The organism is Marinobacterium mangrovicola (assembly GCF_004339595.1).
Taxonomy (GTDB): domain Bacteria; phylum Pseudomonadota; class Gammaproteobacteria; order Pseudomonadales; family Balneatricaceae; genus Marinobacterium_D; species Marinobacterium_D mangrovicola.
This window is the reverse complement of sequence record NZ_SMFU01000007.1, coordinates 548,710-561,745: the sequence shown is the minus strand read 5'-3', so window position 1 is coordinate 561,745 and position 13,036 is coordinate 548,710. Positions and strand designations below refer to the sequence as shown.

Annotated in this window: 14 protein-coding genes; all 14 read right to left on the bottom strand. The window is 58.2% G+C overall.

The genetic code is table 11. The features are described from left to right. Positions 1-122 precede the first annotated feature (122 nt). On the bottom strand, positions 123-800 hold the full coding sequence (locus CLV83_RS03450; RefSeq protein WP_132287526.1) for a PASTA domain-containing protein: 678 nt from the start codon (positions 798-800) through the stop codon (positions 123-125). Positions 801-823: 23 nt separating this feature from the next. Continuing rightward, positions 824-1,978: a PASTA domain-containing protein gene (locus CLV83_RS03445; protein ID WP_132287523.1), complete on the bottom strand. Its 1,155-nt coding sequence runs from the start codon at positions 1,976-1,978 to the stop codon at positions 824-826. Further along, entirely contained in the window at positions 1,978-2,619 is a 642-nt protein-coding gene (locus CLV83_RS03440) for a hypothetical protein (RefSeq protein ID WP_132287520.1), read from the bottom strand. Before CLV83_RS03440 ends, CLV83_RS03445 begins: the two co-directional genes overlap by 1 nt. Positions 2,620-2,665: 46 nt before the next feature. Beyond that, positions 2,666-3,625 carry a hypothetical protein gene (locus CLV83_RS03435; RefSeq protein WP_132287517.1) on the bottom strand — a complete coding sequence of 320 codons (960 nt, stop codon included), beginning with the start codon at positions 3,623-3,625 and terminating at the stop codon, positions 2,666-2,668. A gap of 3 nt (positions 3,626-3,628) precedes the next feature. Next, complete coding sequence (locus tag CLV83_RS03430) at positions 3,629-4,195, bottom strand: hypothetical protein (RefSeq protein WP_132287514.1); 567 nt, start codon at positions 4,193-4,195, stop codon at positions 3,629-3,631. 40 nt (positions 4,196-4,235) lie between these two features. Then, a complete protein-coding gene (locus tag CLV83_RS03425) occupies positions 4,236-4,973 on the bottom strand; it encodes a hypothetical protein (RefSeq protein WP_207894716.1) in 738 nt (245 codons plus the stop codon). A 12-nt stretch (positions 4,974-4,985) separates the two neighbouring features. Beyond that, positions 4,986-5,450, bottom strand: coding sequence for a hypothetical protein (locus CLV83_RS03420; protein WP_132287511.1), 465 nt, complete (start codon positions 5,448-5,450; stop codon positions 4,986-4,988). 19 nt (positions 5,451-5,469) lie between these two features. Then, on the bottom strand, positions 5,470-7,260 hold the full coding sequence (locus tag CLV83_RS03415) for an OmpA family protein (protein ID WP_132287509.1): 1,791 nt from the start codon (positions 7,258-7,260) through the stop codon (positions 5,470-5,472). Between the two features lie 30 nt (positions 7,261-7,290). Beyond that, positions 7,291-7,896, bottom strand: a complete 606-nt coding sequence (locus CLV83_RS03410; protein ID WP_132287506.1) for a tetratricopeptide repeat protein — start codon at positions 7,894-7,896, stop codon at positions 7,291-7,293. Beyond that, positions 7,893-9,020, bottom strand: a complete 1,128-nt coding sequence (locus CLV83_RS03405; protein WP_132287503.1) for a hypothetical protein — start codon at positions 9,018-9,020, stop codon at positions 7,893-7,895. Before CLV83_RS03405 ends, CLV83_RS03410 begins: the two co-directional genes overlap by 4 nt. A gap of 412 nt (positions 9,021-9,432) precedes the next feature. Next, a complete protein-coding gene (locus tag CLV83_RS03400; RefSeq protein WP_207894714.1) occupies positions 9,433-10,230 on the bottom strand; it encodes a M15 family metallopeptidase in 798 nt (265 codons plus the stop codon). 144 nt (positions 10,231-10,374) lie between these two features. Next, a complete protein-coding gene (locus CLV83_RS03395; RefSeq protein WP_207894712.1) occupies positions 10,375-10,914 on the bottom strand; it encodes a YgjV family protein in 540 nt (179 codons plus the stop codon). Next, positions 10,914-11,351, bottom strand: a complete 438-nt coding sequence (locus CLV83_RS03390) for a secondary thiamine-phosphate synthase enzyme YjbQ (protein ID WP_132287497.1) — start codon at positions 11,349-11,351, stop codon at positions 10,914-10,916. The genes CLV83_RS03395 and CLV83_RS03390 overlap by 1 nt, the downstream gene beginning before the upstream one ends. Positions 11,352-11,445: 94 nt before the next feature. Further along, positions 11,446-12,927 carry a diguanylate cyclase domain-containing protein gene (locus CLV83_RS03385; protein ID WP_165900226.1) on the bottom strand — a complete coding sequence of 494 codons (1,482 nt, stop codon included), beginning with the start codon at positions 12,925-12,927 and terminating at the stop codon, positions 11,446-11,448. Between the last annotated feature and the right edge of the window lie 109 nt (positions 12,928-13,036).

Sequence of the window (13,036 nt, the reverse complement as noted above, 5' to 3'; positions counted from 1 at the left end):
TAAGCAAAGCGCGGGCCAGAGTCCCGCCGAGATCGAGCAGACGGGGAGATCGCACCACATGAATTTAAAGGTAGCACCGCATTGGCGAGGCGGTAACATGCATTCAACGTCAGCCCTTTACTTCAGGCATCGTCATCGGACGAAGCCAGGGTCAAAGCGACCGAGTCGCCCACCCGGAGGATGGCTCCGGCCTCCGGTGTCTGTATCAGCACCTCGGGATCGGTCCCCTCAGCCGGCTCATTCCCAAGCTCAACCTCCAGCTCGTAGGCTTCCAGCAGCGCCCGGACCTCAGACAATTTCTTGCCTACCAGCTCCGGCACCAGCCGCAGTTCATCAACCCCCTCAGGCGGTGGGACCGGGACGATACGAAATGTCAGCTTGGCACTCACATCGGCGGTATATCCATATTGATTGCTGTACCCGGCATCCACCGGTGAGGCATAAAGTTTCTGACTAAGATTCAGCCCACGTGCACCCAGCCGGGCCATTACCGCCGTTGGCGCTGCGCTCTTGCTCACCGCCTTGGCTGAAGACGCTCCGGCAGCCCCCTGCCCCAGTTTCATCGCCACACGCACCTCGCCGGTGGTATCGGGCAGCGTATAGAAAGTCGGTCGATAGCCGATCTCACGCAGCAGCTGCATCTTGGCATCATCACCCTCAGCATAGAGTTCGAGCACCGCGGCGAGCGAACCTTCATCCAGCGCGTGCTGCGCCTCCGCTACCCCTTCCCCGACCGAGGCGATCACATCACCCAGAGGCGCCGCAACAACATCATTGACCAGGTTACGTATGTTCTTCATTGGCTCCGCTCTCCCGATTAGGCTCAGTCACCCGTACGTTCACCAAAGACCACCATCACTTCACTGCCGTGCGGCAGCTCCCCACCGGAGGCCGGATGCTGGCCTATCGCCTGCCCCGGCACGCCCTGCCCGGGCTTCAACTGCTGATGAGCGATACTCATGCGCAAACCGACCGAGCGCAGCACCCGCCGCGCCGCCGACTCGGTGAGTCCTTCAATTGCCGGAACAGGCACCTGGGCCTCTGCCGCATCCGCTGCATCATTGATCAGCTCGGTACTGATGCCGCCGCCTTCGCCAAACACGAATGACTGGCCATCCGGCGTCAGGGCACCATGAAGGTCCACCTTGATATTGCCGATCCGATAGGGAAGCTGCTCCTGCTTCATCTGTTTTGCGGAAGCATCCAGCCTCGCACCGAGGCCGAGTAGCATCCCCTCGAGCTCCGCCGGTTGCTTCTGCTTCGTTTTGATCAGCTCAAGCTCTCTGCTCAGTGCCTGCTTCTCTACCCGGATGGAAGACAGATCCTGCTCCAGTACGGCGATCTGTTTATCGGCGGTTTCGATCCGCTCGGCGTACAGGGTGTTCTGCCGGGTCTTATCCATAAGATCGGCATTCAGCTCCAGCTCCCGCGCCTTTAGCACCTGAATCTCCTTGTTTTTCAGAAGCTCTGCGTGAATAACCGGCGTTGCTGTGATTTTCGGTTCCACCTCGGCAGCCACATTGACGCCGGTGAACAGCTGAGGGTTAGCGATGGCAACGCGGTTAAGCGTCAGCATGGAGGTCTGGGTCGGCACGGTAGCGGCGCCTGCCACCGTCTCCTTGCTGCGCGAAAAGCGGCTTTGCGTGTACTGGAGCGCGTGGGCTGTTTCCTCAAGACGCTCCACCTTGCCGAAATCCAGGAACAGCAGCTGTGAACGCTTGTTGTAAGTCTGCAAACCGCCGTGTGACAACACCCTCGGGGCTGGATTGCCCTCCTCCACCAGGCGCAGTGCCGGTGCCAGCGCGCCGCTGACCACACCGGCGGTGAGCTGAATATTTCCCTTGGCATCGGTTTTACCGCTGGCCACCGCGAGCCAGGCGTTTTTCTCCAGGTTGAAGGCCTCAAGTTTCAGGGTATGCCCAGAAGCAGGCTTACCCTCATCGGTGAACAGCTGAACCGTTGCGACCACCTTGCCCATCACGCTATCTCCTTGCCGACCACTATACGCAGACGCTCCGCTCCGAGCTCTGCCACCAGCACGATTACCGCCTTGGTCTGCAGTGCCGGACCCAGGGTCACCTCGGCGCGAGCCTCGCCGGACTCATCAGTCTGAACCAGGGCTCTTGTCAGTTGCACCGCCGCTAACCTGGGAGTGGCGACGCCCGCCGCCTGGGACAGGCCCAACGATGCCTCGCGGTCCAGGTTGAGCTCGATCTCAGCCCCCTGCAGCAGTTGGCCAGCACTGGTGCTGGCCTGCAACACCAGTGTGCGTTTCGCCCCCTGGGACTCCACTTCGGCCTCCAGCCGGGGAACGGGCATCCCCTCACCCGGGGGTACAGCAATAAACCGGCCACTGATACGGCTGGCCACCTCGCGCGAGCTTTGTTCCTGTTTCAGGGCTAGAAACTTGAAGCGAATACCTCCCGAGGGCGTCGTTTCGGACTTCAGCTCAAACCCTATTTCGAAATCAAGGTGAGGAATGCGGTACTGCGGCATGGGCCGTCCGTAGCTATCAAGAGGAGCCAGGGTGTTCAACTCCTCCTGTGCATCACGCAGGCTCTCTGCCATGCCCGCCAGCAGGCTTTCCAGTGTATCTGCGATGAACTGTCCTTCGCTCATTCCAACTACCTCATACAGGTGACTTCATACAGATAAGTAATACGTACTAGTCTTCAGCGTTTTCACGTTGGCGTTCACGCTGCTTGTCTCTGGCTCGCTGGCGACGCTGCTCATCACGTTGATCCTGCAGCATCGCCTCACGCCGCCGCTCCAGCGCACGCTCACGATTGGCCTGCATCCGCTCGAACAGATCGCCGGACCCGCCCCGCTCCAGCGACATCCTCTGCTCACGGCGATCGGCATAACCGGAGTGGCGGTCCATCGCGCCGGTGATCTTCTGCTGCCGACCGAGCCAGCCGGATTCGATCTGCTCCGCCGCTCGCTTCGGCCTGTCCATTGCGGCATTGGCCCGGTCCAGCGCTGCTCCTGCCTTATCGAGTTTGTCGCCATGGAGCGCCTTTCGAATCTCGCGCCTTTCCGCATCGGATACACCTTCCTCGGCGAACTGACGATCCAGATCTCGCAGCTGGGTGCGCGCGTCGCCGGCAGAGCGCTGCGCACTGCCCAGCGTGTCACTGAACGGTCGCAATGCCTGGTTGCCGCGGCCCAGGGCTGTGCGGGCTCCACCCAATGCGCTACTGAACCTATTGCCAATACCGTCCATCAGGCCGCTGCGCCCTGCCAAACCTGCATCCATTCGACCTTCCAGTGGGGATGGGCCCAAATGTCGTTCGATGGGATCAGCTCCACCGCGCGCAAGGCTCGCAGCACGTTGAGCCGCCCATGCCTGCTCCTGCGCACGCCGCTCGGCGAAACTGGCCACCGGGAAACGTTGTCGCATCGTTTCATCACTGCTCTCTTCGCCGGTGACCTGCCGAAGCCTGGCTTCCAGCTCATTGCGTTTCTCAAGCAAACGGCCCAGCTCCGTATCCGGTGCCATACGGGCAGCCTCTTCCAGGTTCCCCTGAGCTCCGGGCGTAATGGATGGCACTCCGGGAAACGCCGGCGATGACGACTGACCTCCCGCAGTGTCAGGCTCCAGATCACGCCAGCTGCGTCTTGTCATAACTTATTCGCTATCCGCTTCGGCCTGGGTCGCGGCGATCATCGCCCGGATCCTCTCCTCCAGAATCGCCGGCGGCGGCACTGGAACCAGCTTGGTTCGCATCAGCGAGGAGCCTTCCGCCGAATACTGATACTTGGAGGAGTAACTGGCGGAGACGGAGCTGACGCTCATCTTGGCGGAAGCAGAGAAGAACCCCACCTTGCCGCTGACCGAAGCATTTACCTGGGTGGACGAACGCTTGAAGTTGGTCTCGCGAGACATGGAGATGGAGAGCTTGAGCTCAATCAGTGTGTCGACAAACTGGTAAAACGTCGGCACAAAGCCCAGCTCCAGCAGCGAGTACTCGTTACCGTCTCCGAGCTTCACCAGTACATTGCGCTCCGGCGACTCCGAAACCGGCGGCGCAGGCTCACCCTCTTCAGGTTCCGGGTCCGGCGCGTAACCCGCCATCATCCTTGCGATCTTCAGAGACACCAGATCAAGCTCGTACTGCGCCTCAGCAATCCCCACCCCCAGGGCCCGCACCATCTCGGGAAAGGGGGTATTCTGCATTTCTGTGCCTATAGACATGGGCTTACCCTCTGCTTGTTACTGAAAGAAGCTCAGCAGATCAGCTGTCACCGGCCTCTTCCAGGGCGGCATTGCGGCGCGCTTCTTCGGATTCCATAAACGAGCGGATACGGTCTTCGAGTACCGCAGGCGGCGGAACAGGCACGATTTTCGTACGCAGGATGGAAGCACCCTCTGCCGAGTAGGAGTACTTGCTTGAATAGGTCGCATCGACCTGACTGGTAGAAACCGAGCTGCTGCTGCCGCTGGAGCGCTTGGTACCCCAGAAGGAGCGCTTACGTTTGTAGGCGTTGGCCTTGTCGGTTTTCTTGTTGCTGGTGGTGCGGGAGTATTCGCGTTCGCGGGTGATCTTGATCGCGATCTTCACCTCAATGATGGTATCGACAAACTGGTAGAAGGTCGGCGTAAACCCCAGCTCCATCATCGAGTGGCGCACGGGTACGCGGATCTCGGCACTATCGTCCATCCCTTCGGTGAGCGGCGTCAGGATTTCCGTCAGTTTGATGGCATCATCACCGACAGTACCACTCAGGGCATCATCCACCGCGGCGTAGGCGTTGGCCTCCTTGACGGTCATGTACTCGTAGCCGAAGAACACGCGGCTGTCATCAAAGCTGACCTTGCCCTCTTCGTCATACACGGTGGTCAAACCGCCCATCATCTCGGCCACGTTGATGGAGTTTTCGTCGAGCTGGTATTGACCATCGGCGATGGCAAAGGCCATCTGCCGGATCATATCGCCCATGGGTACGTTAAGCAGTTCCTGTCCGATAGCCATCGTCGTTCTCCTTTAGATCTCTTGCTGATACTGCTGTTTGAGCAACAGCAGAAAAGTCTCCGGCGCCGGTAGCGACACCAGCCGCGCCGCGATGGAGGACATCCCCTCCGCCGACACGGAAAACTTGCGCGCGTAGCCCACATCCACGGAAGCCGCAGCCATGAATACGCCGTAATTAACACCCGCCTGAACGCCCACATTGACCGAGGTTTCGGTACTTTCGGTCATGCTGAAGCTGAGCTTGGCCTCCACCGTGGCTTCGGTGAAGGCGTAGAAACTTGGCACAAACCCCAACGACAGCAGGTTGTAGGTGTTATCGCCGATCTCCACCTCTGACTCCGCCAGAGACTGGGCGATATCGATGGAATTTTTATCCAGCGCCAGCTGCGCCTGGGCTACTGCCACCCCGAGCTTTTCAATAATCTGGGGTAGCGGCGCCGCCATCAGCGAGCGGGTGACCGCAGGTACCTCACTCATCGCGTTTCCTCCCTGCCGATCAGTCGTTAGGCGTTAAAAAGGAACGGATCGTCTCCAGAAACTCCGGCGGCGCCGGTATAGAGACAAGCCGTGCCGAGATCGCCGAGTTACCGCTCACGTTCATCTCAAACTGGCGCGAGTAGCGCACATCCAGCGACGCGCCCACGGCCACCGCCCGGTTACCCGTGTTCTGGCGCGTGAGGCTGGAGGATTCTGTGCGGGTAAAGCTGCGGGTAATGGTGATCCCTTCGCTACCGCTCAGCTGGATCGAGCGCTGTTCTGACGAAATCAGCGTCAAGCGGAAAGGCGTGCTCTTGCCGAAGATCGTGACCATATTGGCTTCCGCGGATGCGCTGAAATCCACGCTGGTATTGGCGTTGATCGAGTTTTTGAGATTTTCCGCATAGGCAGACGGGCTGCCCGCCACATGTCCCGCCGCCGATGCGCCGGACAACGGAAAGTCGATATCGTCCACGGTGACCTTTTTACCGCTCAGGGAGAGCGACTGCGGCCGATAGAGCCAGACAAAACCGTTACCTGTACTGCCTGGCGCTCTTTTGTCGGGAGCGATATCAACGATGGTCAGGCTCGCCGAGGTTGAATGCACGATCAGCAGATAAGCGCTGCGCCCCCGAATGCGCACCTCCGCCTTGCGAAACGCCACATTATCCGCCGGCCCGCCGGCAGCCTGGGCTGCAGCACGGCCCCGGGACGCGGTGCGATGCACCTTGCCGGCCTCCATACCATTAGCGAGCAGCACCCGAATCACCTCGTCAGCGCGTCTGTTACCCAGCTCGATATTGCTCTGGTCCGAGCCGGACTCAGACTGGTTTCGGTAACTTTGGGCATCGGCAAACCCCTCCACATCGAGATCATAGTTATGTGCCCGGGCGAACCGGGCCAGATCGCTCAGGCTCTGGAATACGCCATCGTTGTAGGTGGTTCCATCCACATCGAAGGTTTCAAGATGATGATGCCCGGTGCGGAAGTGGCTGGTGTAGATTGGTGTCGAAGCGGGAAAGACACTGGCGTTATAACCGGCTGCACGCACCTGCGCCTCGACATGGTTGGCATAGGCCTCGAGCGACGCCTGGGCCGTTGTATTGACGGTGACACTGCCATTGAACACGTAATCCGTGGCGCTGTTTGCATCGATCTGGATCAGGCAGCGGTCAAACCCACCGCCATTGAACACCACCGTTCTGTCGGTGGTTTGCACCTTTTCCACATCCGCATCGGTGGTGATTACGAAGCTACGATCACCCGGCTCGTAAAGCAGGCGCGGCACCCCCGCCTCGGCATCGTTCATCACCGCATCCTGCAATGCACGGATACGGGCCAGTGGGTCGTCACCACTTAGATTGAATGAGCGCCCACCGATACTGAGCGCACCGGTGCTGGCGGACTCGATGCTGACTTCTGCCGTGCGCTCCCGCGTCGCAGTGGTGGTGCCACTTTCGGTGCCTTCACTGCTTTCAGACTGGTCGGAGTTGCTGGTCTGGTTGTCGCTGTAGGAGCCGTTCAGGTTGAGCCCAACACTGAGGTCTTTCTCTACTCTCAGACTCAGCTGCAGCGAACAGCTGATATCGGCATGCTGGTAGTGATAAAACGCCGGCGATAGTCCAAGATCGAGCAATGTCTTGCCACCGAGAGACTCCCGCGGAATCAGAAACTCGCCGATCTGATCCACCGAATTTTCGTCCAGCGCCTGCTGCGCTTCAGCTATCGACAGCCCCAGCGTTTTGATAAATTCGGCAACGCTGGCGTCGGCCAGCACCTGCCCAGGGGTCAATCCATCATAATCCGCCATCGCTCTCCTCCCTGCCGCGCCGGGGCGGCATCAGTCTGAGATATCAAAAGGGTTGGAGCCCCTCCGGTTCGCCCCACTATCGGCGGCCAAGGGTCGTGCCCGCCGGGCATCAACCTGCTCAGCCCGGACGGTGAAATACTGATGTTTGCGCTGTGCGGCAGTGAGTCGCGCCACATCCGGCACCATGCCGCGACGCAACCAGCCATAAACCTGCTCGGTGAGTGCCAGCCTTTCGCTACCGGCCAGGGTGCGCGCTTTCTCAAGGCTGGCGATGGCCGCCTCGCGTTCACCCTGTTTCGCGTAGATCATCCCGAGACGTTCCAGAATGCTGGCGTGATCCCTGCCGTGCAGTTTCCGCTGAGCACCTATCTGCTCGTAATAGGCGTCGGCTTTTTCGCAGTACTCGATCACTTCCCCGAACTGGCCGGTGAGTTCCAGGCTCTCCAGCACGCATTGGCAGTAATGGCGAAAAAACACCTCGGGTGCCGCCGAGGAGACCGCCAGACGAATCGCCTCACGGTAATGGCGCAGGGCTTCGCGATGATCGCCCTTGAGAGCAAAGCACTTGCCCGCTTCGGCAATTCCCAGGTGATAACCGTGGGTCTCGGGTTTGGCGGCTTGCTGGGCGTGATTCATGCGGCAACCTCCACGAGCTCTACATCGGTACCCGCCGCCTGCAGTGCACTGCGAATGATCCTGGCCTGAAGCTCCGGAAAATGGCAGGGAAGATGGAAGGGCAGCTCCGGCAATGACGCCTGCGCCGGATCGAGTAAACCCAGACTGCTCAGCGTGTTACGCAGCAGACCCGGTTGTGAAGTGCGGGTAATTCTCAGCCCCAGATGCATAAAGCTGATCAGATCCGCGCGAACGTTGAGACCGGCATCGGAGCAGGCCGTCATGGCGGCTTCTAGCTCCCCGGCCGGCAGCGCGTCGATCAGGGTAATCGGCGTTGCCGCAAATACCCGTTCGATCAGGTGCTCGGGAATGCCGGCCATATCCCGCAACACCTTTTGCGCCCGCTGCGTAGGTCCTGCTCCGGGGTCTGTCAGCACCAGGTCATAGCGCAGGAAATCACGATTGATCACACGCAGGCTGTTAGCCTTGTGGAAAATGGACCAGAGCTGATCCGCTTCGGACTTGCTAAGCCCCATCAGTGCACAACCCTGCTCCGCCATCGGGGTGTAGCCACGTCGGCGCAACTCGGCACAGGTGTGACTCGCCTGGTCAGCACTATCGGCGCTGAGAAACACGTCATAGAACGCCTGTTCAGGGCTCGAGGCGATCAGCTCCACCCCCTCTCCCAGCCGCTTTCGCAGCGCCTCCAACGTAGCCTCGGTGACGCTGCCCAACACCACGCCAGGCGGCGTGCTCAACAGGCGTGAGGCATCGGCTTCGCTGGCACCAATAAATCGGGCCAGCTCAGTGGTCACACGATCGAACTGCTTCGCGTCGGTCAGGTAGGCGGCAATATCCACGTAAACCTGGGTCGCCGGCACCGCCTCGGCGCTGGCCTCGATCGCGGTCTCATAGCCAAGGGAGTTCAACAGCGTCTGCATCTGCTCGGCGATATCCAGCGAGACCTGGTCGACAAGAATGGAGGGAGCCCGGTAGAACGCATCCAGCACGCTCTGCACGGAAACATTAAGCCCCACCGCGATGGAGCGCGCCGTGGCTGGCGATGCCTCTCCGATGGAGGTGACGACAAGCCGATAATCGCCGCTCGTCGCCTCAGGCGGGAACTGGACTGCGGATTCCTGCATGAACCAACTCCTTGTCCAGGGCTGGTCATAGATCAGCCCATTCTTATTTTTGAATCGGTTTCCAGTAAACGGTTTTATGACATAGCGGTGGGCGATTGGATTAATTACCACCACGCTGAACAATGTAATCCGTCAACAGGCAAAGGAAGAAAAGCAGCAGATCCAGCAAAGGTCAAACGCACGTTTAACCATTTGTGCGTGGTGTGCACAGGTGGATACAAAATCATATGAAAATAAATTCATATTGAATTTTAAATTCGTACCCAATAGATAACATACAATTTAACAGCCGCTAAAAAATACCCATCGTTCCCTAACAAAACGATGGGTTCCAGGGGTTCGATTTATATAACAGTTAAGACACTAAACAACCGGGCCATGAAAAATTCTAATTAACAGATTTTCAATCTGTTTATAACAGCTTGGCCACTTCGAAATGCATACCGTCGGGCCGGCCGTTGAAGTGCCCGCCCCAGAAAAAGCCAAATTGATTGGCAATATCCACCAGCTCCCTGACCGAGCCCTCCCGGCCCCTGGCCATCGGTATTGCCCCCAGCGGATTCCAACGGGCGTTAATATCGAACGCACTGCCAAAGGCATGATTACTGAGCGTTGAGCGACTGCCGCGTATAAAGCGGGCATTGAAGCTGCCATCGTAGGTCAGGATGTTATCCAACACGCCGGCATCGCCCCAGGCGGCCCACATCGCTTTCAGCTGCTCTTGCGCCAGCCGGTGGAACCTCATCCGCCCGCTGCTGCGCTTGCCGAAAACAGAGATCCCCTCAAGCTCTGGGATATAGACCGAAACGATATTTTCCTTCTCCCAGTTACCCAGTATTTTGATCGCCTCACGATTACCAGGTGTAGGTGCTGGTTTAAAATCGAACTGGCCAAAAAGACGGGCACGGGTAGAGGCCGTGGCAGCTTTCAACGCCGTATTGCCAGGTAAAAGATCTTCCGCATCGCCTCGATCCGGATCGCTGAAGCCGACATCAAAACCCTCGAGTATCGCCTTGCCAAAGGTTTGTGGGCCGACAATGCCATCAGCAGACAGGCCCTGTGAACGCTGAAACGCCTTGGTTGCCTCTTCGGTACGCGGCCCGAAATCTCCATCCACTGCGTAGTGCAGGAATCTCAAACCAACCAGAAATATTTGCCACTTTTCGACGAACCGCCCTTGACTACCGCGACGCAGGATCTGGATAGACATAATGCCTCCCTCCTTGAGATACGGTTAACAACGCGCGGATCTTTCCGATTAATTAATTTGAAAAGATCCTGTGGCGTTTCAGTATAGACAAGAATTGATAATCAACAGCGGGCTAATAAATCGAAATAAAAGTGAACATTTATTTTATTGCGAGTGCTCAGATGCTCGTTTTTTATCCATCATCATACGGGCTACAGTGATAAGATTTACGCCCACCACCACCGCTTCGGCCAGCGTCCCGCCCACAGAGCCGATCACCAGCGAACTCAGCATCCAGGCTGAGCCCGCGCCTGCCAGCATCAGCCGCATGGGAATCCCGCGCAGCATGAACATGCCCACCGTACCCATAAAGGTGGCAGCCAGCGGAAACAGATCCACTGGCCCGCGCCAGGTCAACGCAGTTGCCAGCAGACTGGCCACCAGCACAAAACCCATTACCTTGAGGTTTCGGGCGTAACGGCGGGCAAGCACAATACGCAGTATCACCAGCAGCGTCAGCACTGAAGCAGCCCAGCTACCAAACAGTGCAAACTGAAGCGCAAACGCGATATTAGCGGACACCAGCAGCTTCATCAGCCGATCATCGCGCTTACTGGAGAAAGCCAGCATGCAAAGCACAAGTGCAACGAGACTGACGAGCTGACCGGCAAGTTCAATGGGTGTCAGTGAGGACAGTAACTGCATCAAGCGCTGCCGGTGAGCGTGGCTACCAACCGGCGGGAACCTGCATGGTCCCGGTGCTCGCAGGAATAGATCCCCTGCCAGGTTCCCAGCGCCAGATGCCCGCGGCTTACAGGAATGGTCAGCGCGGGGCCGAGAATACTGCTTTTGATGTGCGCTGGCATATCGTCCGGGCCTTCATAATCATGGCGATAAAGCCCCGACTGCTCCGGTACCGAACGGGTAAAGTGGCTTTCGAAATCCTGACGTACGGTGGGATCAGCATTCTCATTAATGGTCAGTGATGCGGAGGTGTGCTGCAGGAAGAGATGCAGCAGGCCGCAATCGATCCGGCTGAGTTCGGACTGCAGCGCGCTCTCGATCTCATCGGTAATCAGATGAAAGCCCCGACGTCGCGCCCTGAGCGACAACGTCTGCTGATGCCAGACGGTCTCGGCCATGCTGTTCTCCTCTGTTGAGTTTTGAATAGGCGCCATTATCCGCACCTGAGAACAGCTGACAATGCCAAGCATGACAGACCCGCGATGGAGCTGCTTAGCTGTCCAGATCGCTCCAGAAAGCGATACTTCCCGGTATATGGTGTTTGGCCCAGTACATCGCCTCATCCGCTCGATTCAGCAGTTTCTCGGCACTGTCACCATCGTCAGGAAAGCTGACGACACCGATACTGGCGCCAACCGAGAGTTCCTTGCCGTCGATAAAATAGGGCTTGGTGATCTCCTGGTGCAGATCGAACACCAGCTTTTCACAGACGGAGCGCACCGGAATATCGGTCAGGATAAGGGTGAACTCGTCACCGCCTCGCCGCGACACGGTATCGGTACTGCGCAGGGAGTTGTTCAGACGAAGCGCAAACTGACGCAGCACCTGGTCACCCACATCATGGCCGAACCTGTCATTGATTGGTTTGAACTGATCCAGATCGATAAACAGCACGGCCAGACGGTGATCCAGCCTGCGGCAGTGGTTGAGCTCGAGTTTAAGGCGGTCATCAAACAGCAATCGATTGGGTAGCCCGGTCAGTTGATCGTGATAGGCCAGAATGGAGAGACGTTCGTGGGTTCGCTTCTGTTCGGTCACATCGTTGATGGTGTAGACCTCTACCGGTTTACCCGACAGCTGCGCCAGACTGATATCCACCGAACAGTAGTAGGTTTTGCCCTCGCGGCTAAGGGCGATCATTTCATTGCCGTTGCGACGCAGCACCTGCTGCACCGGTCGCGTAAGCAGTTCCGCCTCGCTGTAACCGGAAAGCAGCTCCATCGCCTCATTGGCGCGAATAATCTGCTGCGCCCGATCAACCACCAAAATGCCGGAAGCGACCCGATCGATAACACTGTCGATCAGATCCCTCTCCTGGTGCGCATGCTTCATACGCACCAGATAGATGGTAATCGCCACGCCGAAGTTGATCAGCGCCAACAGGAAAGCCAGCCCCTGGAAGAGTCGGATTTGCGATGCCTCGTGGCTGGTGTCTTCCTGCAGGCGAAAGGTCAGCCGGTTCATCAAAGACAACAGTTCGCCATTACGATCCTGTGCCAGCAATACCGCCGTCGTGAGTCCCTGCTCGCCTGGCTCGAAAAGCAGTTCCACCATCGCGCCGCGATAGGGTGCCCACACCTTTTGCGCAGACAGCACCAGGGATTTGGGTACCGGCCGATCAAGCGGCTTCAGATAGATCTCTTTCCCCTGCCCATCCAGGGTGCTGCCGCCTCGCTCAAATGCCAGCAGCGTGCGATCGAAATCTGTAAAGGTGTTCTTTAGCTGGGCCATCAGCCGGGCGGAGCCCTGCCCAGCCTCATGCGCGTTTTCTATCTCGAGCAGTGTTTTTACCATCTGCTGTGACAGCATCCGTTGCCGTCCCGCCAGATTGATATAAACCGCCTGAGATTCGATGCGATGGGTTAACCAGATATTCAGCGCCAGAGCAGTGAAGTCAAATACCAGGAACAGCACGACCGCCAGGAGCGCAAAACGTGTGCTCAGGCATCTGTTCAGCCCACCTAACCTGTGCACGACACGCTGTAAAATCCTTTTCATGCGGCGTCAGCCCGGTTGAATAGTGAATTGATCAGCAGCGAAGGATTCAAATGGCTCTAACAAGCCATTTACCCGGTCCCAACTA